General features: G+C 62.9%; 22 protein-coding genes and 2 pseudogenes. 16 read left to right on the forward strand and 8 right to left on the reverse strand.

Annotation, left to right across the window (positions count from 1 at the left end; translation table 11 throughout):
* Positions 1–3: 3 nt before the first annotated feature.
* From flgG to ACQ4MM_RS10510, 9 genes and pseudogenes are all read left to right on the forward strand, one after another.
* A pseudogene (flgG, locus tag ACQ4MM_RS10470) lies at positions 4–800 on the forward strand (flagellar basal-body rod protein FlgG).
* 94 nt (positions 801–894) lie between these two features.
* Positions 895–1,461 (forward strand): flagellar basal body L-ring protein FlgH, encoded by a 567-nt coding sequence (gene flgH / locus ACQ4MM_RS10475; RefSeq protein WP_431477343.1) that lies wholly within the window; start codon positions 895–897, stop codon positions 1,459–1,461.
* 110 nt (positions 1,462–1,571) lie between these two features.
* Positions 1,572–2,680: pseudogene (locus ACQ4MM_RS10480) on the forward strand (flagellar basal body P-ring protein FlgI).
* A gap of 261 nt (positions 2,681–2,941) precedes the next feature.
* Entirely contained in the window at positions 2,942–3,106 is a 165-nt protein-coding gene (locus tag ACQ4MM_RS10485) for a hypothetical protein (protein ID WP_431477310.1), read from the forward strand.
* Between the two features lie 82 nt (positions 3,107–3,188).
* Positions 3,189–4,571 (forward strand): flagellar hook-associated protein FlgK, encoded by a 1,383-nt coding sequence (gene flgK, locus ACQ4MM_RS10490; protein ID WP_431477311.1) that lies wholly within the window; start codon positions 3,189–3,191, stop codon positions 4,569–4,571.
* Between the two features lie 11 nt (positions 4,572–4,582).
* Positions 4,583–4,981 carry a hypothetical protein gene (locus ACQ4MM_RS10495; RefSeq protein ID WP_431477312.1) on the forward strand — a complete coding sequence of 133 codons (399 nt, stop codon included), beginning with the start codon at positions 4,583–4,585 and terminating at the stop codon, positions 4,979–4,981.
* Complete coding sequence (locus ACQ4MM_RS10500) at positions 4,911–5,495, forward strand: hypothetical protein (protein WP_431477313.1); 585 nt, start codon at positions 4,911–4,913, stop codon at positions 5,493–5,495. Before ACQ4MM_RS10495 ends, ACQ4MM_RS10500 begins: the two co-directional genes overlap by 71 nt.
* A gap of 5 nt (positions 5,496–5,500) precedes the next feature.
* On the forward strand, positions 5,501–6,535 hold the full coding sequence (locus ACQ4MM_RS10505; protein WP_431477314.1) for a hypothetical protein: 1,035 nt from the start codon (positions 5,501–5,503) through the stop codon (positions 6,533–6,535).
* 93 nt (positions 6,536–6,628) lie between these two features.
* Positions 6,629–7,471 (forward strand): transposase, encoded by an 843-nt coding sequence (locus ACQ4MM_RS10510; RefSeq protein ID WP_431477315.1) that lies wholly within the window; start codon positions 6,629–6,631, stop codon positions 7,469–7,471.
* 12 nt (positions 7,472–7,483) lie between these two features.
* Here ACQ4MM_RS10510 and ACQ4MM_RS10515 read toward each other — a convergent pair whose 3' ends face one another.
* Genes ACQ4MM_RS10515 through ACQ4MM_RS10530 form a run of 4 tightly spaced genes read right to left on the reverse strand, consistent with a single transcriptional unit; the run spans position 7,484 to position 11,593 of the window.
* The gene (locus ACQ4MM_RS10515; RefSeq protein WP_431477316.1) at positions 7,484–9,700 is read right to left on the reverse strand and encodes a putative bifunctional diguanylate cyclase/phosphodiesterase; all 2,217 of its coding nucleotides are present in this window, start codon (positions 9,698–9,700) and stop codon (positions 7,484–7,486) included.
* A 42-nt stretch (positions 9,701–9,742) separates the two neighbouring features.
* Positions 9,743–10,405, reverse strand: a complete 663-nt coding sequence (locus tag ACQ4MM_RS10520) for an amino acid ABC transporter permease (RefSeq protein ID WP_431477317.1) — start codon at positions 10,403–10,405, stop codon at positions 9,743–9,745.
* Between the two features lie 2 nt (positions 10,406–10,407).
* The gene (locus tag ACQ4MM_RS10525) at positions 10,408–11,178 is read right to left on the reverse strand and encodes a transporter substrate-binding domain-containing protein (RefSeq protein ID WP_431477318.1); all 771 of its coding nucleotides are present in this window, start codon (positions 11,176–11,178) and stop codon (positions 10,408–10,410) included.
* 10 nt (positions 11,179–11,188) lie between these two features.
* Positions 11,189–11,593 (reverse strand): hypothetical protein, encoded by a 405-nt coding sequence (locus ACQ4MM_RS10530; protein ID WP_431477345.1) that lies wholly within the window; start codon positions 11,591–11,593, stop codon positions 11,189–11,191.
* A 35-nt stretch (positions 11,594–11,628) separates the two neighbouring features.
* On the opposite strand from ACQ4MM_RS10530, the gene ACQ4MM_RS10535 reads away from it, so the two are divergent.
* Entirely contained in the window at positions 11,629–11,814 is a 186-nt protein-coding gene (locus ACQ4MM_RS10535) for a DUF3460 family protein (protein ID WP_431477319.1), read from the forward strand.
* 107 nt (positions 11,815–11,921) lie between these two features.
* Here ACQ4MM_RS10535 and ACQ4MM_RS10540 read toward each other — a convergent pair whose 3' ends face one another.
* Positions 11,922–12,509 (reverse strand): YcbK family protein, encoded by a 588-nt coding sequence (locus ACQ4MM_RS10540; RefSeq protein WP_431477344.1) that lies wholly within the window; start codon positions 12,507–12,509, stop codon positions 11,922–11,924.
* Positions 12,510–12,601: 92 nt separating this feature from the next.
* Positions 12,602–12,892, reverse strand: coding sequence for a 2Fe-2S iron-sulfur cluster-binding protein (locus ACQ4MM_RS10545; RefSeq protein WP_431477320.1), 291 nt, complete (start codon positions 12,890–12,892; stop codon positions 12,602–12,604).
* A 1-nt stretch (position 12,893) separates the two neighbouring features.
* Here ACQ4MM_RS10545 and ACQ4MM_RS10550 point away from each other — a divergent pair, with 1 nt between their 5' ends.
* The 4 genes from ACQ4MM_RS10550 to ACQ4MM_RS10565 all read left to right on the forward strand — a co-directional run bounded on the left by ACQ4MM_RS10550 (position 12,894) and on the right by ACQ4MM_RS10565 (position 17,381).
* Complete coding sequence (locus ACQ4MM_RS10550) at positions 12,894–13,406, forward strand: DUF1697 domain-containing protein (protein ID WP_431477321.1); 513 nt, start codon at positions 12,894–12,896, stop codon at positions 13,404–13,406.
* Positions 13,406–14,149 (forward strand): helix-turn-helix domain-containing protein, encoded by a 744-nt coding sequence (locus ACQ4MM_RS10555; RefSeq protein WP_431477322.1) that lies wholly within the window; start codon positions 13,406–13,408, stop codon positions 14,147–14,149. The genes ACQ4MM_RS10550 and ACQ4MM_RS10555 overlap by 1 nt, the downstream gene beginning before the upstream one ends.
* Before the next feature lie 45 nt (positions 14,150–14,194).
* Entirely contained in the window at positions 14,195–15,031 is an 837-nt protein-coding gene (locus ACQ4MM_RS10560) for a sterol desaturase family protein (protein WP_431477323.1), read from the forward strand.
* 121 nt (positions 15,032–15,152) lie between these two features.
* Entirely contained in the window at positions 15,153–17,381 is a 2,229-nt protein-coding gene (locus ACQ4MM_RS10565; RefSeq protein ID WP_431477324.1) for an NADP-dependent isocitrate dehydrogenase, read from the forward strand.
* 96 nt (positions 17,382–17,477) lie between these two features.
* Here the strand turns inward: ACQ4MM_RS10565 and ACQ4MM_RS10570 are convergent, their stop codons facing one another.
* Positions 17,478–18,344 (reverse strand): LysR substrate-binding domain-containing protein, encoded by an 867-nt coding sequence (locus ACQ4MM_RS10570; protein ID WP_431477325.1) that lies wholly within the window; start codon positions 18,342–18,344, stop codon positions 17,478–17,480.
* A gap of 96 nt (positions 18,345–18,440) precedes the next feature.
* Here ACQ4MM_RS10570 and ACQ4MM_RS10575 point away from each other — a divergent pair, with 96 nt between their 5' ends.
* Positions 18,441–19,805: an MFS transporter gene (locus tag ACQ4MM_RS10575; protein WP_431477326.1), complete on the forward strand. Its 1,365-nt coding sequence runs from the start codon at positions 18,441–18,443 to the stop codon at positions 19,803–19,805.
* The gene (locus ACQ4MM_RS10580) at positions 19,793–20,017 is read left to right on the forward strand and encodes a 2-hydroxymuconate tautomerase family protein (protein WP_431477327.1); all 225 of its coding nucleotides are present in this window, start codon (positions 19,793–19,795) and stop codon (positions 20,015–20,017) included. Before ACQ4MM_RS10575 ends, ACQ4MM_RS10580 begins: the two co-directional genes overlap by 13 nt.
* A 7-nt stretch (positions 20,018–20,024) precedes the next feature.
* Here ACQ4MM_RS10580 and ACQ4MM_RS10585 read toward each other — a convergent pair whose 3' ends face one another.
* Positions 20,025–20,543: a GNAT family N-acetyltransferase gene (locus tag ACQ4MM_RS10585; protein ID WP_431477328.1), complete on the reverse strand. Its 519-nt coding sequence runs from the start codon at positions 20,541–20,543 to the stop codon at positions 20,025–20,027.
* Positions 20,544–20,601: the final 58 nt, after the last annotated feature.

A 20,601-nucleotide genomic window follows, 5' to 3' on the forward strand; every position in this document is an offset into this window, starting at 1 on the left:
CCGATGAATCCAGCAATGTGGATCAGCAAGACCGGCGTGCAGGCGCAAGACGCCAAGCTGCAAGCTATCGCCAACAACCTGGCCAACGCCAATACCGTCGGCTTCAAGCGCGACCGCGTGGTGTTCGAAGACCTGTTCTATTCGATCGACCAACAGCCGGGCGCCCAGCGCGCCGACAACAACACCCTGAATCCATCGGGCGTGCAGATGGGTAACGGTACCCACCTGGTGGGCACCCAGAAGATCTTCACCAACGGCAATGTGCAAACCACCAATAACGCGCTCGACGTGGCCGTGATGGGCAATGGTTTCCTGCAGGTGCGCCGGCCGAACGGCGAACCGGCCTACACCCGCGCCGGCCAGTTGCAGGTCGACAAGGACGGCGTGCTGGTAAATGCCTCCGGCCTGCCGCTGGTGCCGCAAATCACCGTGCCGGCCAATGCCACCGCCATCACCATTGGCGAAAAACGGTACCGTGTCGGCCACGGTGCCAGGCAATGCCACGCCGACCGAACTGGGCCAGTTGACCCTGACTTCGTTCATCAACCCGACCGGCCTTGCAGGCCCTGGGTGAAAACCTGTTCGCCGAAACCCCGGCTTCCGGCGCCCCCCACCGAAGGCCGCGCAGGCGACGCCCAGTTCGGCAAGCTCAAGCAGGGGCGCGCTGGAAGGCTCCAACGTGCAGGTGGTGGAAGAGATGGTGGACATGATCGCTGCCCAGCGCACCTACGAAATGAACACCCAAAGTTTTGACAGCAGCGGATAATATGCTGCAGTACCTGGCACAGGCCGCACGCTGATGAAAACCGCACTGCCCGCGCTGGCCCTGGTCCCTGCTGGCTGGTTGCTCCAGCCTGCAACCGACCGTGCGCCCAGCGCCCTACGACGAAGCGCCTGCCCTGTTCGCGTTCCGCGCTGCCGCGCGGCACCTCGGGCGGCGTCTTCAATCCGGACAGCAGCATCTCGCTGGTGTCGGACAGCCGCGCCTTCCGCGTTGGCGACATCGTCACCGTGATCCTGCTGGAAACCACGCAGGCATCGAAGAGTGCCGGCACCACCCTGGCCAAGGATTCCAGCGTCGGCATCGCCTCCCCTGGCCTGCTGGGCAAGACTTTCCCCAAGGCCGGCGTCGATATTTCGGCCGAGCGCGGCTTCAAGGGCGATGCCCAGAGCACGCAGCAGAATGCCCTGAGCGGCGCGATCACCGTGATCGTGCAGGAAGTGATGCCGAACGGCTTGCTGAAAGTGGCCGGCGAAAAAGTGCTGACCCTGAACCAGGGCGAAGAATTCGTGCGCCTGCGCGGCTTCCTGCGTGCGGCCGATATCGATGCCAACAACCAGGTGTCGTCGCAGCGGATTGCCAATGCGCGCATCGCTTACGGCGCCCAGGGCACCCTGGCCGAGACCAACCAACCAGGCTGGCTGACGCGCTTCTTCCTTGGCCCTTTGATGCCTTTCTGAGGTGATGGATATGTTCCGTTTCAAAACCGGCAAACCAGGGTCTGACCCAAGGGTCAGACCCGACACGCGACGGCCCGCTCGAGCGGGTCAGACGGGACGGCCCATCCGGCTTGGGTCTGACCCAGGTTTACCGGTTTGTGGCAGCGCTGCTGCTGGCCATCGCCCTCCCCGCCAGCGCCGCGCCGCAGCTGCGCAACCTGGTCGCCATCGAAGGGGTGCGCGACAATCCGCTGGTCGGCTATGGCCTGGTGGTCGGCCTGAACGGTTCCGGCGACTCGACCCAGGTCAAGTTCGCCAGCCAGTCGGTGGTCAATATGCTCAAGCAATTTGGCGTGAAAATGCCGGACGGCGCCGACGCCAAGTCCAAGAACGTGGCGGCCGTGATGGTGTCCGCCGTGTTCCCGCCCGGCTACCGGCGCGGCCAGCCGATCGACGTCACGGTATCCTCGCTGGGCGACGCCAAGAGCCTGCGCGGCGGCTCGCTGCTGCTGACCCCCGCTGAAGGCGGCCGACAACGAAGTCTACGCCCTGGCACAAGGCAATGTGGTGGTGGGCGGCCTGTCGGCTGCCGGCAAGAGCGGCTCCTCGGTCACCGTCAATACCCCGACGGCCGGCCGGATCCCGAACGGCGCCATGATCGAACGCGAGATCGCCAGCGACTTCGCCAGCAAACCATCGGTGCACCTGTCGCTGAAGCAGCCGAACTTTGAAACCGCGACCAATATCGTGGAAGCCATCAACCGCAAGTTCGGCAACGTGGCCAGCACGGCAGACGGCACCGGCATTCGACGTCCTGGCGCCGGACAATCCTACCCAGCGCGTCGCCTTCATGGCCAAGCTGGAAGCGCTGCCGATCGAGGTCGGCCAGGACATCCCGAAAGTGGTGTTCAACTCGCGCACCGGTACCGTGGTGATCGCCGACGGCCTGCGCGTGAAGGCGGCCGCCGTGACCCACGGCTCGCTCAAGGTGGTCATTTCGGAAAGTTCGAAAGTGAGCCAGCCGGCGCCATTCAGCCAGGGCCAGACGGTGGTCACCCCGCAATCGAATGTGGCGGTGAACGAAGCCAAGCCGCAAATGTTCAAATGGCCGGCCGGCGCCAAGCTGCAAGCCATCATCGACGTGGTCAACAGCCTGGGCGCGACGCCGGACGACATCATGGCAATCTTGCAAGCCCTCGACCAGGCCGGCGCCATCGAAGGCGAACTGGTGGTGATCTGATGGACAGCCGCTTCCTGCCCCTGCCGGTGCGCCAGCTGGACATCGGTACCGATGACGCCAAGCTCGGCCAGGCCGCCCCTGCCCCGCAGACCGAGGAAGCGCGCTACCGCGACAAGGCCACCGGTGCCGCCGTCAAGTTCGAGAGCTTCTTCATCGCCCAGACCCTGCACAAGATGCGCGACGCCACCAAGGCCATGGCCGATGACGACAGCATCTATAAAGACTCGATCAACAGCGACATGCTGGACATGGCAGGACAATATGGTGGCCGACCAGTTGGCCGGCCGCCGTGCCTTCGGCATCGCCGACGCCATCCTGCGCCAGCTGTTGCCGGCCCCGCAGCCATCCGCCCCGCCGGCTACGGCCGCGGGAGCTTCCCCACAAGAAATTCCAGTTTTATCCAAGAAAAACCCGACCGACGCTTAATCTCCCCACCGGCGCGGTCGCCTTTACTCGTTAACGGGCTAAAGATGCCATTGAGCAACGGTCCAGCCAAAGGGATTGCACCATGTCGATTATCAACAATGCACTGTCGGGATCGTTGGCCGCCCAAGCAGCCATCAACACGACCAGCCAGAACATTGCAAACTTGCAAACGAAGGGCTATACCCGGCAGGGCGTACTGCTGTCGGCAGTGGCCCCCGCCACCGGTTCCGGCGGCCCAGGCTTCGGCGTCGAAGTGAGCAAGCTGCTGCGCTACTCGGACTCATACAAGAACCAGCAATTGTGGCGCGCCAATTCCGAACTCGGTTTGCGCACCCAATCCCAGCCCTACTTCACGCAACTCGAGCGCGTGATGGGCGATGAACAGACCAGCCTGTCGAATGGCGTCGACCAGTTCTTCCGCGCCCTGAATGCGGCCGGCGTCGACCCGGTGTCGACCCCGCTGCGCCAGCAGGTCCTGACGGCCGCCAACGCCATGGCGCAATCGTTCAACAGCATTTACAACGTCACGCGCCAGCAGCAGGTTTCGATCACGCAGCAGCGCGACGCCATGCTGCCGCAACTGAACACCCTGAGCGCCAATATCGCCGCCCTGAACAACCGCATCAGCCAGGCCGCCTCGCTCGGCACCAATACCTCGGCCCTGGTCGACGAGCGCGACCGCGCGATCGACTCGATTGCCAACCTGGTGTCGGTGGAAGTGCTGGAACAGCCCGACGGCAGCCGCAGCGTGTCCCTGCGCAGCGGCCAGCCGCTGGTGGTCGGCAACCTGGCCGGCACCATGGCCATGAACACCTCGACCACGCCCGCCTCGCTGGAGCTGAAATTTGCCGGCACCACGTTCGGCCTGGATGACACCAAGGTGGGCGGCCAGCTCGGCGGCATCGGCGACTTTGAAAAGAACACCCTGCAGCCACTGCAGCAATCGCTTCTCGATATGGCCAACCAGCTCGCAACCAAGGTCAATACCACCCTCGCCGCCGGCTACAAGCCCGACGGCCTGCCAGGTACCGCCACGCCGGGCACCGCCCTGTTCTCGTTCAACGCCACGGGCACCGGCGGCATCCTCGGCCTGGTGCCGGGCATCCAGGCCCAGGACCTGGCTTTCTCGTCCAACGGCGCGCCAGGCGACAGCAAGAACCTGCAAGACCTGATCGCCATCAAGGGCCAGCCGATCACCCTGGCCTCGATCGGCACCGTGCTGGTGGGCGATGCCGACACCCAGCTGGTAGGCAAGCTGGCGATCGACAGCGGCCAGAACCAGTCGCTGCTGGAAACCGCCAGCACCATCCGCCAGCAGTCGGAAGACGATTGGGCCGCAACCAGCTCCGTCAACAAGGACGAGGAAGCGATCAACCTGGTGGAGTTCCAGAATATGTACCAGGCGAACATGAAAGTGATCGCCGTGGCCAACACCCTGTTTGACGCCACCTTGGCGCTGTTCTGAGGATTATTGAAATGCGTATCGCTTCCAGCCAGTTTCAGGCATCGATGAACCGCTCGCTGCAGATCAACCAGACGGTGATCGCCAAGCTGACCGAGCAGATGGCCACTGGCAACAAGATCCAGGTGCCATCCGACGAGCCGATTGCCAATGTGCGCCTGTCGCGCCTGCGCCGTGAAGAGAACATCGTCAGCCAATACGTCGACAACATCAGCGCGGTGAAAATCCGCCTGTCCAAGAACGAAACCTACCTGAGCTCGATGGTGGACGACATGGGCGCCCGCGCGCGACCTGTTCGTCTGGGCCTCGGACGGCTCCAACACGTCTGCCGACTTGAATTCCATGGTCAACAGCCTGGTGGCACTGCGCGACTCGCTGTACTTCAACGGCAATACCAAGGACCAGGAAGGTAAGTACATCTTCTCCGGCACCCTGACCTCGAGTCCCGCGCTGACCCTGAATGCCGCCGCCGCCCCCGGCGCTCGCTACAGCTTCACCGGCAATAACGGCACCCAGGAAGTGGTGGTCGGCAACGGCATCACCCAGCCCGCCAATGTCACCGTGGACGGCATGGAAGACTACCTGAACCAGCTCGATGTCGCCATCAGCATGCTGGCCAGCCCAACTGTCAGCGCCAGCGACCCGATCCTGCAAGGCGTATTGAAAACTGCACTGGACGGCAGCGACACGGCGCTGGGACTGATCGCGGGCAAGATCGCTCAGTTCGGCGGCGCCCAGAACGTGATGGAAACCCTGGCTAACAACCACGGCAACGTCAGCCTGTCGAACAAGATCGCCATCACCGATATCGCACAATTGGATTACGGCCTCGCGGCCACCCAGCTGTCTGGTTACAATAGCGCCCTACAAGCGACCTACCAGGCGTATTCGAAGGTCAGCGGCCTGTCGCTGTTTAACGTACTGTAAATATCATGGAAATCGCCCAGCGCCCCAGCACTACCGGCCTCACCGCCCGCGCCACCGCCAATCCGGCGGCCGGCCAGCCTGAGACGACGCTGGCGGACGCAAGCACGGCGATCGACCAGCCCGCCCCCAGCAAAGCCCCGACGCCGCTGCGCCGCGGCCTGAGCAATATGGACGCCCCGCTGCAGAACGACGTCTCGGGCGCCCAACAAGCGATCGACTTCCTTGAGCAGAGTGCAGCCCAGCTGCGCGCCCTGAAAAGCGACATCGCCGCCAAGCTCGCCACCCGCACCATGCGCGACGGCCAGGTGGAACAACGGGTGCGCCAGTTCAGCGAGACCTGGCGCAGCCGCACGCAAGCCTCCGGCGGCACGCTCGACGCACAGCTGAACTTCTCCAACCAGCCATCGACCCAGCGCTTCACCGTGCGCGGCATGACACTGGCCAACCTGCGCAACGGCGCCCGCGAAACCCTGGCGATCTCGGTCGGCGGCGGCACGGCCGGCCTGCGCTCGGTGCACCTGGCGCCCGGCCTGTTGGACGCCGAGATCATTTCCCGCTTCGACCAAGCGATGGCACCGGCCGGCGTGCGCGTCTCGGTCAACAAGGATGGCGAGCTGGTGTTCACGACGCCGGAAAGCGCCTGGCCCGGCGTGCGCGATTCGCTGGCCGTGCAAGGCTCCGGCATCCGCTTCCCGGCCGGCCAGCTCAACCGCATCAAGGCCGAAGCCGAAACCCCGGTGGTGATGCCCGAAGGCTGGGGCACCAGCGACACCGAAGCCATGCGCGCCACCTTGCAGCAAGTGACGCAAGCCCTGGCCCACGTCGAAGCCGCCCTGACCAAAGTGCGCATGGAACTGGCCGTCGCCACCCAGCGCGTACAAAGCGAGTTGCCCGAAATCGAAGTAGTCGGCATGGGCCAGATGGCCGAAGTATTCGCCAACGTCGCCAACGAGCCCGGCTACACCGCCCTGGTCTCCCTCACCTCCGCCCTGGTCGGCATCAACCGCGACCGCGTCGTCTCCCTGTTACGACTAAGTTAAAAGTCGGGGTCAGCTCTGGCAATCCGCCATTTATTGCGCGGACGCAAAATTCTATTCAATGGCCGGGCCTAAAATTGGTCCATGAGCCGACCTTTGCGAATCGAGCACGACAATGCCTGCTACCACGTCACCGCACGTGGGGACCGGCGATCCACCATTTTTCGCACCGATAGCGATCGCTTAACCTGGCTTGCACTGCTCGGTGAAGCCTGCGAGCGTTTCGACTTCCGTGTCCTGGCCTACTGCCAAATGGGAAATCACTATCACCTAGTCTTGACGACCCGGCAAGGAAAGCTATCGCGCGGCATGCGCTACCTCAATGGCAATTATTCGCAGTATTTCAATCGTCAACACCGATTGGTTGGGCACGTATTTCAAGGACGCTACCACGCCATCCTCTGCCAGGAGAGCGAATACCTGATGGAACTGTCGCGCTACACTGTCCTCAATCCCGTGCGCGCCGGACTCGTGAAACACCCAGGCCACTGGCTCTGGAGCAGCTACGGCGCGTTGATTGGATCAGTTGACGCGCCTACCTGGCTCGAGCGCGATGTCGTGCTGGCACAATTCGGCAATAGTCGCGAAGAAGCAATCCGCACATTTGAAGACTTTGTCCTGGCCGGCATAGGGCAAGAAAATCCCTTCCGCGCAGTACGCAACCAGCTATTCCTAGGCAGCGACGAGTTCTGCGAGCTTGCAGCCCAAGACCAAGTCCGCGGCGACTTAATGGAAATTAAACGCACGCAACGGCACGCAATCGTGCGGCCATTGGCGGATTACTTCCTGCTTTATCAGGACCGGCACGCAGCAATGGCGCAAGCCTATCTTTCTCATGATTACACGATGCTCGAGATCGCGTCCTTCTGCCAAGTTTCGGTACGAACTGTCAGCCGCGCAGTCAGTGCGTACCGGAAAATGTCCGATTGCCAGAGCTGACCCCGACTTTAATCAAGCAAGTTGTGCGGGGCCGCGGGCCATGGTGCCCATTTGGGCGGGGGGCATGGGGCGGGCGTAGATGAAGCCTTGGGCGTAGTCGCAGCCGGCGGCTTTCAGGAGGTTGAGCTGGGTTTCGGTTTCGACGCCTTCGGCCACTACCTTCAGGCCGAGCTTGTGGGCCATCACGATGATGCCTTCGCACAGCGCCAGGTCGCCGGAGTCGCCGGCCAGGTCCATCACGAAACTGCGGTCGATCTTCAGGTAGTCGATGTCGAAATTCTTGAGGTGCGATAGCACCGAGTGGCCGGTGCCGAAGTCGTCCAGCGCAACTTGCAAGCCCATCGATTTGAACTGGCGCAGGCGTTCGACCACGGGCGCGCTGTCGTCCAGCAGCAGGCGTTCGGTGATCTCGATCACGATGCTGCGCGGCGCGAGGTGCAATTGTTCGACGTATTGCATCCACCTTTCGAACACTTCGGGGCCGGTACGGAATTGCATCGGCGACTGATTGACGCTGATCTGGAACGGGCGCCCCAGCTCGTCCTGCCAGCGCTTGGCCTGGTCGGCGGCGTGGCGGAACACCCAGTCGCCGATTTCGAGGATGACGCCGCTGGCTTCGGCGCTGCCGATGAAGTCGACCGGGTTCAGCATGCCGCGTTCGGGGTGGCGCCAGCGCAGCAGCGCTTCAGCGCGTTCGATGGCGCCGCTATGCAGGTTGACGATGGGCTGGTAATGCAGTTCGAACTGTTCGTTGGCGACAGCCATCTGCAGGTCGCGCGTGATGCGCAGGCGCAATTGGGCTGCGGCTTGCATGTCGGGCGTGAAGTAGCTGTAGCGGTTGCGGCCGGCATTCTTGGCGGCGTACATGGCCTGGTCGGCGTTGCGCAGCAGCTGCTCGGGGTCGTTGGCGTCCGAGGGGTGCAGGGCAATGCCGATGCTGGCCGAGACCGATCCGGTGCTCTCCCCTAACATGAAAGGCCGGTTCAGGCTGGCGATGATTTGCTGCGCCACGCGCTCGGCGCTGGTGACATGGTCGAGGCCCGGCAGGATTACGACGAACTCGTCGCCGCCCAGCCGCGCCAGCGTGTCGGAGGCGCGCACGCAGGCGCCGATACGCCCTGCCGCTTCCACCAGCAGCGCGTCGCCCATCTCGTGGCCGAGGCGGTCGTTGATTTCCTTGAACTGGTCAAGGTCGATGAACAGCAATGCCAGGAACAGCCCCTCGCGGCGGGCTTTCTTCATTTCCTGCGAGAGCCGGTCTTGGAACATATTGCGGTTGGGCAGCGCTGTCAGCGAGTCGTAATTGGCCTGGTGCCAGATCAACTCCGTCGATAGCTTGCGCTCTGTGACGTCGCTGACCAGCGCCAGCGCGCCGAGGTAGCTGCCGTCGGAGTCGAAGATCGGGTTGGTGGCCAGCGTGGCCCACATATCGCTGCCGTCGCGGCGCAGGAATTTGAATTCGTGGCGCTCGGCCATGCCTTGTTGGCGGCGGGCGATATTGCGCTCGAGCAGGGCGCGCCCTTCATCGTCCATGAAGGTGACCAGCGGCTGCTCCAGCATCTCCTCGATCGTATAGCCGAGCATGGCGGCCATCTTGGGATTGACGAAGCTGGTGCGCGCCGAGGCGTCGATTTCCCAGATGCCTTCCTCCGCGCTATGCACAATGCGGCGGAAGCGTTCTTCGCTTCGTTCCAGCGCGGCCAATTTGCCCTCGGCCATCTCCAGCACCACGCGCAATTGCGACATGCCGGGCGTGCCGCTGCCCAGCAGGGTGACGGCAAAGCCGCGGTCACCACGTCCGCGCGTCATCTGCAGCGACAGGCGCTGCGGCTCTTCACTGGCCAGGCTGTTGCTGACGAAAGCGTCGAAATCCGCCATGAAGCGCTGCGCGACATAGTTGCGGAACGGGACGCCCTCGGGATTCTGGCGCGGCAGCCCGAGCAGGTCGGCGCCGACCAGGTTCATCTGCAGGATGGTGGTGTCGCTGGCGAGAACGAAATAGCCGACCGGGGCCAGCAGGTAGAGATCGTTGAAGTAGTCCTGGTCGTTGGTCAGCTGCAGTTCGCCGCTGGCGCGCTGCATGCCGCTGTAGGCTGCGGGCGGGGTGCCACCCATGGCGGCCAGCACGGCTTCACCGGGCAAGAGCGCATCGATCCCAGCCAGGCCGGGGACGGCCGGCCGGATGGCGGTCACCTGCTCCGCCTGCCTGGCATGCTGGTCTTTATCCATATTGGTTCCAGCCTAGCATGCCCTTGTGACAATGTCGAGCAGCTAACTTTGCCGATGCGCGCGGTTCAAGCGTTGCTCGGCAAAGCGTTGTAATTGCTCGAACGCCAGGCTGAGAATCCAGTAAATCACGGCCGCCGCAAGGTAGAGCGGCAACGGTTGGAACGTGGTGGCAATCACTTCCTTCGTCGATAGCATCAGTTCCGTCATGGTGATGACCGACACCAGCGAAGTATCCTTGATCAGGCTGATCAGGGTGTTGCTCATCGATGGCACGGCGATGCGCAGGGCCTGCGGCATCACCACGTAGCGCAAGGTCTGGCCATAGCCCATGCCGAGGCTGAAGCTGGCCGACCATTGCCCCTTGTGGATCGACAGGATGGCGCCGCGCAAGCTCTCCGACAGGTAGGCGCCGGCGTTCAGGCTCAGCGCCAGGATGCCGGCAGTGACCGGCGTGAATTCGATGCCGACCGAAGGCAGGCCGTAGTAGATCACGAACATCTGCACCAGCAGCGGGGTGCCGCGCATCATGCTGACGTACACATTGGCCGGCCAGCGCAGCACTTTCCAGGGCAGGATGCGCATCACTGCCGTCGGGAAGCCCAGCACCAGCCCGCCTACCATCGCGGCCACCGCGAACACCAGCGTGTAGCCGGCGCCCTTCAACATCACGGGTGCCGCCTCGTGCAGCAGCTCCAGCCAATCCATGCTTACGGCGCTTTGCTGACGTCGGTGCCGAACCATTTCACGGAAATGGCTTTCAGGCTGCCGTCGGCTGCGGCGTCGGCCAGCACCTTGTTGAGCGCGGCCTTGAATTCGGGATTGCCCTTCTGGAAAGGAATGCCCATGCGTTCGATGGCGCCAACGCGGGCGCCCGCTTTGATCGGCAGCTTGGTGGTTTTCAGCAGGTAGGCCGTCATCAGGCTGTCGTTGAGGGCGGCGTCGATGCGGCCCAGCGCCAGGTCGGTCAGGTTTTCCGGCGCTGCCGGGTAGCCTTTGACGTCAATGCCGGGCACGGCCTTCAACTGCATCTCGTACACGCTGCCCTGCCCGGCGCCGACGCGCTTGCCCTTCAGCTGCTCAAGCGAGGTCCAATCGTGCTTGTCGTCCTTGCGCACGATCAGCATCGGCGATGAGTAGATATAGGGCGCGCTGAAATCGAAGGCTTGCTCGCGTTTGGGATTGATGCCGACCTGGGAAATGATGACGTCGTACTTATTGCTGGCCAGGCCGGCCAGGATCGAGGCCCATTCGGTGGTGACGAATTCCGGTTTCAGCCCCAGTTTGCTGGCCACCAGGCGCGCCACGTCCACGTCGTAACCCGCCAGCTCACCGTTCTTTTGCTTGAAGTTGAATGGCGGGTAGACGCCTTCCATGGCCACTTTCAGCGTGCCGCGCGCCTTGACGGTTTGCAGCAGGTCGGCGGCATTGGCGTGCAGCGCGGCCACGGCCAGCAGGAGGGCGATCAACGGTTTGCGCATCAGGAATCCTTTAGTAAGAACGGCGACGGCCGAAATTGTGGCCTACTACGAGGGTGGTGGTGGCGATCAGTACGGACAAGCCAAGGATGAGCTGCACCAGCTTATCCTCGGGCAGGGTCCACAGGCGGCCTTTGGGCGGCTCGCAGCCGGCGATGGCGCACAGCAAGGGCTCCACCCAATCGCCTTCAGGTGTAACATCGAGGATAACGGCGCCCTCGGTGGTCTGCATGTAAATGTCGCCGCCCTCGGCCAGGCTGAAACACACGCCGTAGCCGGTTTCCTGCGGTGCGACGTGTTCCTTCAGCGCCAGGTCGTGCTCGGCAATCCACAGTTCCACATCCTGGGGCGTTTCCAGTGCGGTCCATGGCACCGGGCGAAAGCGCGGCTTGGCCGCATCGTCATCGTGAGTAAACATGGGTCAGGAGTGTAACCGAAACGTTGGGAGGCGGTATGAAAGTAATCGCATATGTATCTGAGTTTGATGCGTTCTTCGGCAAGCTGCTCGATGAACATCCGGAGATGGTGGAAGACCAGCGGGTTGGCTGGAATATCTGGTGGGATCATCGGGTGGACCTGGAGGCGGAAAGGCTGGCGCGGACGGATGCGGTGCCGACGCCGGCTTACTACTACCATTGAGAACCGGTAAACCAGGGTCTAACCCAAGGGTCAGACCCGACCGGTCAACGCCGCAGGCCCAAGCTCAGACTGGGTCAGACCCTTGGGTCTGACCCAGATTTGCCGGTTTAGCCCTTCCAGCTCCGCTGCAAACTCGTATCCGCATGAATCCAGCCCCCGCGCGGGCCCTGGCGGTAATAGAAGCCAACGCCGCCCTGGCGGAAACTCTGCACTAGGCTCCCGAGCACCTCCGCATTCAAGTTCGGAATCCGGATATCGGCCGCCTTGCCGCTCATGTGCAACGACTGGCGCGCTGCGGGAATGCCCTGTTCGATCAAGCGCTTGTTGGAAGCCTGCGTGCGATACCCCGACAGAATCTCCAGCGGGCTCTCGATCCCGAAACGCTGCACGAAGGCCTGCGCTCCCCACAGGGTTTCAAACAATTTCGGGTCGATCGGCGCGGTCTCCTTGCCATTCACGTCGCGCAGCAAGTGGCACAGTTCCTGATAAGCCGAATCGATGATCTCGCCATCCTTCCAGTATGTCAGCCGGGCTTTTTCCCCGCTCTGCGGCCGGATCACACTGAGGGTGCGCGGCTTGATCCAGAACTCCAGGTCCAGCATCTGGGCATCGAAAATATCGGGCGGAGGTTCCGGCTCCGACTGCGGGCGACCCTGGCCAATCAGCGGCAAGCCGGCCAGTGTGGTGCCCGCCATCATATGGAGGAAGTCTCTGCGTGTTGTCATGGCGATTCCAGCAATTGCAATAACGATTACTATAGCAATAGAGAATGAGTTGAGAAACCCCTTTAACAAATTGTCGTAAACTTGGCTGCGGGCGCCACAATGACCAGGTCGGACACCGCTACCGCAACACAAGGCAGGATATAGCCTTGCTGCTTCTCTTCCCGGCTCAATCCCGGCCAGTCGATCAGGTGGCGCGCGCTGCCGCTTTGCACCTGGCAGATGCAGGTGCGGCAAGTGCCGTTGCGGCACGAACTGGGCAGTACCACGCCGGCGCGGGCGGCCGATACCAGCAGGCTGGCTTCGCCATCCGTTTCGAACGATAATCCCTTCGGTTCAACCCTTATCTGAAACACAATGCCTCGCTATATTGCCCTGCTCCGCGGCGTCAGCCCGATGAACTGCAAGATGCCGGAACTGAAAGCTGCCTTCGAAAGTGCCGGATTTTCCAACGTCAAAACGCTTCTATCAAGTGGCAATGTAGCATTTGACGCCCGCACCACCACGCAAGCCTCGCTCGAGCGCAAGGCCGAGGCAGCGATGGAACAGGCGCTCGGCCGCAGCTTCTACACCATCATCCGCCCGCAAAAGCAGCTGCAGGACTTGCTGGCTGAAGACCCCTATCCTGGTCTTGGCGCCGATCCGGCCGCCAAGCGGGTGGTGAGCTTTATGCGCGATGCGCCGCCCAAGACTGTGCTGCCGCCGCCCGTCAGCGGCGCACAAATGCTCGGCGTAATCGGCAGCGAAGTGTTTTCGACCTATTTGCCCAGCAGCGACGGCCCGCTCTTCATGCGCCTGATCGAAAAGACCTTTGGCAAGAACATCACGACCCGCACCTGGGACACTGTGCGCAAATGCGCGGCGGCCTGATGCCGTCCCGGCACTGGTCGGGTAGCGCCCTGCTGTCGGCCGGCTTCGGCGCATTCCGCGGCACGGTCGGCGACAACGCGCTGCACGCCCATTACGCGCACCAGCTGGTGATCGCGCTGAACGGGGAAATAGGCGTTGCATTGCCGACCGGCCCGCTGCGCGCACCGGGAATCGCCATTCCGGCCGGGCTACCGCACTGCGTCTGCGCGGAGGAGGCTTTGCTGATCTACCTCGATCCGCTGACGCCGGAAGGCGCCGCATTGTTCGAGCCGCGGGCCGGCGCGGCGTTGCCGCTCGCCGCGCAACTCTGCGGCGAACTGCTTTCAGCCGCCGACGCGGGCCGGCCCCTGCGCGGCGCCCTGCGCGATGCGTTTGGCCTGTCCCGCGCGGCACCGCCGGATGCGCGCATGGCTGTCGTGGCGGACGCATTGCGCGCCGGCGTCAACACCGGCGGCGTTAGCCGCCTCCGGCTGGCGGAGCTGGCAAACCTGTCGCCCAGCCGGTTTTCCCATTGGTTTGTCGAACAAACCGGCCTCCCCTTGCGCAGCTACCGCAAATGGCTGCGCCTGGAACTGGCGCTGCACCGGCTGGCGCATGGCCACAACCTGACCGATGCGGCCCACGCCGCCGGTTTCGCCGATTCGGCCCACCTTTCACGCACCTTCCGCGAAATGTTCGGCCTGAACCCGGCGGCCCTGCTGCAGGGCATCGTGCTGGACAGCTCTTTCGTTCAAGCCGCCTGAGCCGCGGGCCCTTACGCTGGCCTCCATTCACAACAGGAGGTCGATATGAAGCAATGGGCAATACGTTTCTTGAGCTATCCAATCATCTTTGGCGGCGCCGCGGCGGCGATTCTCTGGACCACCGCGCAAGGCCTGGCGTACTGGCCAGGCGTACCGCTGATGGCGCTGGCCGGCATCGCCTGCGTGGCGCTGCTCGAACGCTGGCAACCCTATGAACGGACCTGGCTGGCCGACCATGGCGATACGCTGACCGACAGCCTGCACTTCCTGGTCAACGCCAGCGTCCTGTATGGCAGCATCGAAATCCTGGCCTGGGCGCGCGCCTTGCTGCCTGCGCTGGCGGCCTGGCCATCCCACTGGCCGGCATGGGTGCAAATCGCCGCCGCCATGAGCGTGCTCGACTTCGGCTTGTTTTTTATGCATTGGCTGAGCCATCGCCACCACCGCCTGTGGCTGTTCCATGAAGCCCACCATAGCAGCGAGCGCCTGTACTGGCTGAACAGCGAACGGCGCCATCCACTGCACGCCATGATGATGGGCGTGCCGGGCTTCGCCGTCCTGCTGGCGCTCGGCGCACCGGCAGCGGTCATCTCGACCGGCCTGGCCATTCTTTCGGTGCACCTGGCCTTCCAGCACGCCAATCTCGACTATTCTTTGGGACCGCTGCGGCACGTATTCGGCGTGGCCCAGACCCACCGCTGGCACCACCGACGCGACTACGCGGAGGCCCAGGTCAACTTCGGCGAATGGCTGATGCTGTGGGACCACCTGTTCCGCACCTACCGCCAGCCGCCGGGCCGGACCGGCCAAGGCCAGGTCGGCCTGGACACCCCGGACGCCCCGTCTAAGTATCATCGCCAATTGTTACGGCCATTCCTGTGAGCTACAATGTCAAGCTTGTCCGGTAGGCCATCGCCACCCGCCATCCACCCCGAGCCTGTCGAATCCGGCGGGCCCAGGGAAGAATATCCAGCGGAAACCATCCGCATTTGAGGGAATAAACATGTCTCAAAAGTCTAAAATCATCTACACCCTTACCGACGAGGCGCCACTGCTGGCGACTTATTCCCTGCTGCCGATCGTGCAGAAATTCGCAGCACCGGCCGGCGTTGACGTCGTGACCAGCGATATCTCGGTTGCCGCCCGCGTGCTGGCAGCCTTCCCGGAGTACCTGACCGACGCTCAAAAAGTGCCGGACAACCTGGCCGAACTGGGCGCACTGACCCAGAATCCCGACACCAACATCATCAAGCTGCCTAATATTTCGGCATCCGTGTCGCAGCTGATCGCCTGCGTGCGCGAACTGCAGGCCGCCGGCTACAAGCTGCCGGACTACCCGGAAGATGCCAAGACCGAAGAAGAAAAAGCACTGAAAGCCCGCTACGGCAAGTGCATCGGCTCCGCCGTCAACCCGGTCCTGCGCGAAGGTAACTCGGATCGCCGCGCACCGAAGGCAGTGAAGGAATTCGCACGCAAGAACCCGCACTCGATGGGCGAATGGAGCCAGGCATCGCGCACCCACGTGTCGCACATGCACGGCGGCGACTTCTACCACGGCGAAAAGTCCATGACCCTGGACCAGGCACGCGAAGTGAAGATGGAACTGATCACCAAGTCCGGCAAGACCATCGTGCTGAAGCCGAAGGTCGCGCTGCAGGCTGGCGAAATCATCGACTCCATGTTCATGTCGAAGAAAGCCCTGCTGGAATTCTACGAGCGCGAAATCGACGACGCCTACAAAACCGGCGTGATGTTCTCGCTGCACGTGAAGGCCACCATGATGAAGGTGTCGCACCCGATCGTGTTCGGCCACTGCGTGCGCATCTTCTACAAGCAGGCGTTCGAGAAGCACGCCAAGCTGTTCGAAGAACTGGGCGTGAACGTCAACAACGGCATGGCCAACCTGTACGAGAAGATCGAAAAGCTGCCAGCGTCGCAGAAGGACGAAATCCTGAAAGACCTGCACGCTTGCCTGGAAAACCGTCCGAAGCTGGCCATGGTCGATTCGGCCAAGGGCATCACCAACTTCCACTCGCCGAACGACGTTATCGTCGACGCATCGATGCCTGCCATGATCCGTATCGGCGGCAAGATGTGGGGCGCCGACGGCCGCACCGCGGACGTCAAGGCAGTCATGCCTGAATCGACCTTCGCCCGCATTTACCAGGAGATGATCAACTTCTGCAAATGGCATGGCAACTTCGATCCGAAGACCATGGGCACCGTGCCTAACGTGGGCCTGATGGCGCAGCAAGCCGAAGAATACGGTTCGCACGACAAGACCTTCGAAGTGGCGGAAGCCGGCGTTGCCAACATCACCGACCTGGCCACCGGCGAAGTGCTGCTGACCCAGAACGTGGAAGAAGGCGACATCTGGCGTATGTGCCAGGTGAAGGATGCCCCGATCCGTGACTGGGTCAAGCTGGCCGTCAACCGCGCCCGCAACTCCGGCATGCCTGCCGTGTTCTGGCTGGACACCTACCGCCCGCACGAAGCGGAAGTGATCAAGAAGGTGGAAACCTACCTGAAAGACCACGACACCAGCGGCCTGGATATCGAGATCATGTCGCAGACCCGCGCCATGCGCTACACCCTGGAACGCGTTTCGCGCGGCCTGGACACCATTTCCGTGACCGGCAACATCCTGCGCGACTACCTGACCGACCTGTTCCCGATCCTGGAACTGGGCACCTCGGCCAAGATGCTGTCGATCGTCCCGCTGATGGCAGGCGGCGGCATGTACGAAACCGGCGCCGGCGGCTCCGCACCTAAGCACGTCAAGCAGCTGGTGGAAGAAAACCACCTGCGCTGGGACTCGCTGGGCGAGTTCCTGGCACTGGCCGTATCGCTGGAAGAACTGGGCATCAAGTCCGGCAACGCCAAAGCCAAGATCCTGGCCAAGACCCTGGACGAAGCCACCGGCAAGCTGCTGGACAACAACAAGTCGCCGTCGACCCGCACCGGCGAACTGGACAACCGCGGCAGCCACTTCTACCTGTCGATGTACTGGGCCCAGGCCCTGGCAGCGCAGAACGACGACGCTGACCTGAAAGCCAAGTTCGCACCGCTGGCCAAGTCGCTGACCGAAAACGAAGCCAAGATCGTTGAAGAGCTGAACTCGGTACAGGGCGCAGCCATGGAAATCGGCGGCTACTACAAGCCCGACACCGCGAAGACCACCGCCGTGATGCGCCCAAGCGCAACCTTCAACGCAGCACTGGCAGCCCTGTAAGCCGCCCTTCGCTTCGTCTTTAAAAGTCGGGGTCAGCTCCGGCAATCGGACATTTCGCTGCGCGAAATGTCCGATTGCCGGAGCTGACCCCGACTTTCATTTTGCAGGGCCGAAGCTGGCGATGAAGGCGTCGCGGGCGGCGTGGTGGGGGATGTCGCGGCGCCAGACCAGCATCGTTTCGACTTCGGCCACTTCGGCTGGCAGCGTGTGGCATTGCACCGTGCGCCCCAGGCCACGCTGGCGCAGGACTTCGCGCGGCATCATGGCGACGCCCATACCGGCCGCGACGCAGCCAATGATGGCTTCGAAGGTACCGAATTCGGCGACACGGGTATGGCTGACGCCGGCGTCGGCAAACCACCATTCCAGGCGCCGCCGGTAGGAGCAGCCGCTGCGGAAACCAAGCAGCGTGCGGCGCGCCACATCGGCCGGGCCAGTGACGGGGCCGTGCAGCGCATCGGTCAGCAATACCAGTTCTTCGACAAACACGGGGACCTGCTCCAGCTCAGGGCGGTCGATCGGCGAGGAGACCAGCGCCACGTCGACTTTATGGTTGGCCACCGCCTGCAGCAGGTAGTCGGTCGGCCCGGTATCGAGTATCAGGTCGACTTGCGGATATTTGCGGTGGAAGGCGCCCAGCACGCGCGGCAGGCGCGCCGCGGCCGTGGTCTCGATCGAGCCAATGCGCAACTGGCCGGACGGCTCCTGGCCGCCGCGCACCGACATTTGCGCCTCATCCGCCAAGCGCAGCAAGCGCTCGGCGTATTCCAGCAGGCGCGTTCCTTCCGCCGTGATCAGCATGCGGCGTCCCGAGCGGTGGAACAGGGTAACGCCGAGCGATTCTTCGAGCTGGTTCAGGCGCGCCGATACATTCGATTGCACCCGGTGCAGCCGCGCCGCTGCCTGGGTCACGCCGCCTTCCTCTGCAACGGTCTTGAAGATCCTCAGCGAGGACAGTTCCATGTCGTTCTCCATTTGAGATGGCTGGATTCATTATTATTCATTTTTATTGATGCGTGAAGCCATTTATAGTGCAAGCTATGCAACCGGAGCTTCACCATGAACAAGCCATCACCCGCCGTACTGCTGGCAGCCAGCTTCGCCTTCATCATCGTCCAACTGGACGTCACCATCGTCAACGTGGCCCTGCCCGAGATAGGCCGCGAGCTTGACGCCAGCGTCAGCGCCCTGCAGTGGGTCGTCGATGCCTACACGCTCGGGTTTGCCGTGTTCCTGCTGTCGGCAGGCGTGCTGGGCGACCGCTTCGGCGCACGCCGCGTGTTCCTTGCCGGCTTTGCGCTGTTCACGCTAGCTTCGCTGGCTTGCGCGATGGCGCCCGGGGCTCTGGCGTTGAACCTGGCACGTGCCGTGCAAGGCATCGGTGCTGCGCTGCTGGTTCCAAGCTCGCTCGCCATCCTGAACGCGGCTTACGCTCATGACCGGGCGCAACTGGCCAAGGCCATCGCCTGGTGGACGGCCGCCGGCGGTGTGTCGATTGCGGCTGGCCCGGTGCTGGGCGGCTTGCTGATGAGCCTATCCGGCTGGCGCAGCATCTTCTGGGTCAATATCCCGATTTGCGTGCTGGGTTTCTGGCTTACGCTGCGCGTGGTGCCGTCCGCGCGCGGCAAGGATCCGGCGCGCGCTTTCGACCTCGCCGGCCAGGTGCTGGCTATTGTTGCACTGACGGCTTTCATCGGTGCGGTGATCGAGTTCAATGCGCTGGGCGCCTCCAGCCACCTGGTACAAGGTGCGCTGCTGGTGGCGCTGGTGTCGGCTGTGCTGTTCGTGCGCAGCCAGCAGCGCAACGCTGCGCCCATGCTGCCGCTTGGCCTGTTCCGCGATAGCGGTTTTTCGGGCGCGGTACTATTTGGCGTCCTTGTCAACTTTGCGTACTACGGCATGATCTTTGTTCTCAGCTTCTATCTTCAGAAGGTGCGCGGCTTCTCCGTGATGCATGCCGGGCTGGTGTTCCTGCCGCTGACGGGCACCTTCATCATCTCGAATATCGCCAGTGGCCGCTTGCAGGCACGCATGGGGTCGCGCACGCCAATGATCGCCGGCGGGCTGATTGGCGCAGCCGGTTATGCCCTGCTGGGTATCTTTGGCGTGTCGAACGATGCCACCTTCCTGGAGATGCTGCCAGGCCTGGTGCTGATCCCGGGCGGCATGGGGCTGGCTGTGCCGGCGATGACCACATCCATTCTTGCGGCCGTCGACCGCAGCCAGGCCGGCACCGCATCGGCGGTACTGAACACTGCGCGCCAGGTTGGCGGCGCCATGGGCGTGGCAATTTTCGGCGCCATGCAGGAGATCGAATTTGCATTGTCCGTTTCAACCATCTTGCTGCTGCTCGGCGCCGTACTGGCCTGGTACTGCATCCAACACCCACTTTCAACCAAAGGAGCTTCACCATGCCGTACGTAAATTTCCGCATCACCAAAGAAGGCGCAACTGCCGAACAGAAGCTGGAACTGATCAAGGGCGCGACCGAGCTGTTGCAGCGTGTGCTGAACAAGAACCCGGCCACCACCTTCGTCATCATCGATGAAGTGGAAACCGATAACTGGGGCATCGGCTACGACAACGTCACGACGCTGCGCGCCAAGGCTGCAGCAGCCAAGGCCCAGCAAGGCTGATTACGCCTTAGTTGCAGCCGCAGAAGCGCTTGGGCTTGCTGACATCGCAGACAGTGCCGTCAAGCTGCTTCCAGAAGAAGACCGTGTCGACGCCATAAGGGGAGCGGACGTTGCCCGCGCGGAGGTAGCCCTGGCGCGCAAAGAACTCTTCGCCGGTCGCGGTGCTGTGAAGCTGCAGGGCTTTTACGCCCCAGCTGCATGCCTGCTGTTCGACGCAGGCCAGCAGCGCTTTGCCGGCGCCGCGCTGGCGCGCCTCAGGCAGCAGGTAGCACAGCGCCAGCTTGCCGGCGGCCGTCAGCAAGGCGACGCCGACGATCACGCCCGATTCGACTGCAACCAAGGAAAAATTGGTGGGCGAGGCAAACCACGACGCTACCGTCTCGGGCGTCTTGTTCCCAAGCCAGGCGCCTAGAATGGCGGGATCATTTTTATGGTCAAGCACGCAACATTCGGCGATTGAGCGTCGCAGCACCTCACAGGCAGCCGTGGCGTCTTTCGCTTCCGCGCGGCGAATTTCAAAACTCATGCGTGCTCACAGGTATTCAATAACCGGAATATACACCAGCAGCAAAAACCCCGTATGC

The organism is Massilia eburnea (genome assembly GCF_050709955.1).
Classification (GTDB): domain Bacteria; phylum Pseudomonadota; class Gammaproteobacteria; order Burkholderiales; family Burkholderiaceae_D; genus Rugamonas; species Rugamonas eburnea_A.

Excerpts from the sequence above, each read along its gene's own strand:
- ACQ4MM_RS10530 (WP_431477345.1), bottom strand. The coding sequence starts at position 11,593 with ATGTTTACTCACGATGACGATGCGGCCAAGCCGCGCTTTCGCCCGGTG.
- ACQ4MM_RS10500 (WP_431477313.1), top strand. The coding sequence starts at position 4,911 with ATGGTCAACAGCCTGGTGGCACTGCGCGACTCGCTGTACTTCAACGGC.
- ACQ4MM_RS10565 (WP_431477324.1), top strand. The coding sequence starts at position 15,153 with ATGTCTCAAAAGTCTAAAATCATCTACACCCTTACCGACGAGGCGCCA.
- ACQ4MM_RS10535 (WP_431477319.1), top strand. The coding sequence starts at position 11,629 with ATGAAAGTAATCGCATATGTATCTGAGTTTGATGCGTTCTTCGGCAAG.
- ACQ4MM_RS10485 (WP_431477310.1), top strand. The coding sequence starts at position 2,942 with ATGGTGGCCGACCAGTTGGCCGGCCGCCGTGCCTTCGGCATCGCCGAC.
- ACQ4MM_RS10520 (WP_431477317.1), bottom strand. The coding sequence starts at position 10,405 with ATGGATTGGCTGGAGCTGCTGCACGAGGCGGCACCCGTGATGTTGAAG.
- ACQ4MM_RS10525 (WP_431477318.1), bottom strand. The coding sequence starts at position 11,178 with ATGCGCAAACCGTTGATCGCCCTCCTGCTGGCCGTGGCCGCGCTGCAC.
- ACQ4MM_RS10550 (WP_431477321.1), top strand. The coding sequence starts at position 12,894 with ATGCCTCGCTATATTGCCCTGCTCCGCGGCGTCAGCCCGATGAACTGC.
- ACQ4MM_RS10505 (WP_431477314.1), top strand. The coding sequence starts at position 5,501 with ATGGAAATCGCCCAGCGCCCCAGCACTACCGGCCTCACCGCCCGCGCC.
- ACQ4MM_RS10585 (WP_431477328.1), bottom strand. The coding sequence starts at position 20,543 with ATGAGTTTTGAAATTCGCCGCGCGGAAGCGAAAGACGCCACGGCTGCC.
- ACQ4MM_RS10540 (WP_431477344.1), bottom strand. The coding sequence starts at position 12,509 with ATGGCGGGCACCACACTGGCCGGCTTGCCGCTGATTGGCCAGGGTCGC.
- ACQ4MM_RS10495 (WP_431477312.1), top strand. The coding sequence starts at position 4,583 with ATGCGTATCGCTTCCAGCCAGTTTCAGGCATCGATGAACCGCTCGCTG.
- ACQ4MM_RS10560 (WP_431477323.1), top strand. The coding sequence starts at position 14,195 with ATGAAGCAATGGGCAATACGTTTCTTGAGCTATCCAATCATCTTTGGC.
- ACQ4MM_RS10575 (WP_431477326.1), top strand. The coding sequence starts at position 18,441 with ATGAACAAGCCATCACCCGCCGTACTGCTGGCAGCCAGCTTCGCCTTC.
- flgK (WP_431477311.1), top strand. The coding sequence starts at position 3,189 with ATGTCGATTATCAACAATGCACTGTCGGGATCGTTGGCCGCCCAAGCA.
- ACQ4MM_RS10515 (WP_431477316.1), bottom strand. The coding sequence starts at position 9,700 with ATGGATAAAGACCAGCATGCCAGGCAGGCGGAGCAGGTGACCGCCATC.
- ACQ4MM_RS10555 (WP_431477322.1), top strand. The coding sequence starts at position 13,406 with ATGCCGTCCCGGCACTGGTCGGGTAGCGCCCTGCTGTCGGCCGGCTTC.
- ACQ4MM_RS10570 (WP_431477325.1), bottom strand. The coding sequence starts at position 18,344 with ATGGAACTGTCCTCGCTGAGGATCTTCAAGACCGTTGCAGAGGAAGGC.
- ACQ4MM_RS10580 (WP_431477327.1), top strand. The coding sequence starts at position 19,793 with ATGCCGTACGTAAATTTCCGCATCACCAAAGAAGGCGCAACTGCCGAA.